This is a genomic window from Paraburkholderia ribeironis, assembly GCF_900019265.1.
Classification (GTDB): domain Bacteria; phylum Pseudomonadota; class Gammaproteobacteria; order Burkholderiales; family Burkholderiaceae; genus Paraburkholderia; species Paraburkholderia ribeironis.
In genome coordinates this window covers 419-1,590 of record NZ_CYGX02000123.1, presented here as the reverse complement: position 1 = coordinate 1,590, position 1,172 = coordinate 419, and the positions used below count along the sequence as shown (strand labels likewise).

Here is a 1,172-nt window from a genome sequence, read left to right as displayed (position 1 = left end):
GGCGATGCGAGAACGGCCGTGAAGCGTGCGACTTGAGACGATGAAGGTCCGAATCAGGCGGCCCGGGCGCAGCAGGCGGCGCTGAGTGTCGCGAAACGCGCTTAAACACGCCCGCAGGCGTGCCACCAGCAGGGCGATCTTCTTGATGTTCTGGGCCGCCGCGCCCAGCAGGCACTGCTCGGCCACCTTGCGCACGCCGCGCATCCTCGCGTAGCGATGCCCGTGCAGCTGTTTGGCGTCCGCGAAGCTACGCTCCACCGTTTCCTTGCGGCGTTTGTAGAGCGCCTTGCCCCAGTCGGTCAGGCGCCGCGCATCGACGCGCTCCTTTGCACGTTCCCACACGTGCCGGATCACCACCTTCACGTGATTGGCGCTCGTCGTGCATGTCCCGCGCACCGGGCAGCCACGGCACTGCGATGGATCGGACCTGAACTCCTGATACCCCGCACGGCTGGTCGTGCTGTAGCGCAGCACCTGCCCCTGTGGACAGGTGTACTCTTCGCGATACCGGTCGTACTTATAGTCGCGTTTGTAGAAGAATCCGGGCTTGTGATTCGGTGTGCGGTAGCCCATCACGCCATCGATGCCGCGATCCTCCAGCCCCTGGCAGATGGCCGGCGTGAAGTAGCCCGCATCCAGCCCGACCGCCTGGACATGGAAACCGAAGCGCTTGCGCTGCCGGTCCAGACGCGCCAGATAGGGCTGACTGTCGTGCACCGAGGCGGGTGTCACGTGGGTGTCGGTGATGATCGAATAGCGTGCATCGACCGTGCGGTGATCCAGATAGAAGAAGCCCGTGGGCTTGTCGTCGCGCACCATGTAACCGCTGTCCGGGTCCGTGCGGCTGACCTTCGTCTCCTTGCGCCCATCCGTGCCCGGCGATCCGGGGGCCTGCCCGTCATCGTCTGCGTCGTCCTTGTGCTGCTGCCCCTGCCGCCTGAGTGGCTTCCTGCCGTGCGCGGCGCGGTCCGCATCGACTGCGGCATCCAGCGCGGCCAGATACGCCGAGGGCGCCTGCTCAAGCTGCACCAGATCAAACTTCCTTTTATTGGCGTTGGCCTTCAGGTGGGTGCTGTCGGTGTAAAGCACACGGCCCTCGACCATGCCGCGCCCGATCGCCTGCTCAACGATGGCGTCGAAGATTTCCTGGTAGACCGTCGTGTCCGTGAAGC

Annotated in this window: 1 protein-coding gene; it reads right to left on the bottom strand. The window is 65.1% G+C overall.

Annotated features, from left to right (window positions below; all coding sequences use genetic code 11):
- On the bottom strand, nucleotides 1-1,172 hold a 1,172-nt coding region (locus BN2475_RS31545), incomplete at both ends, for an IS1182 family transposase (protein WP_245841716.1).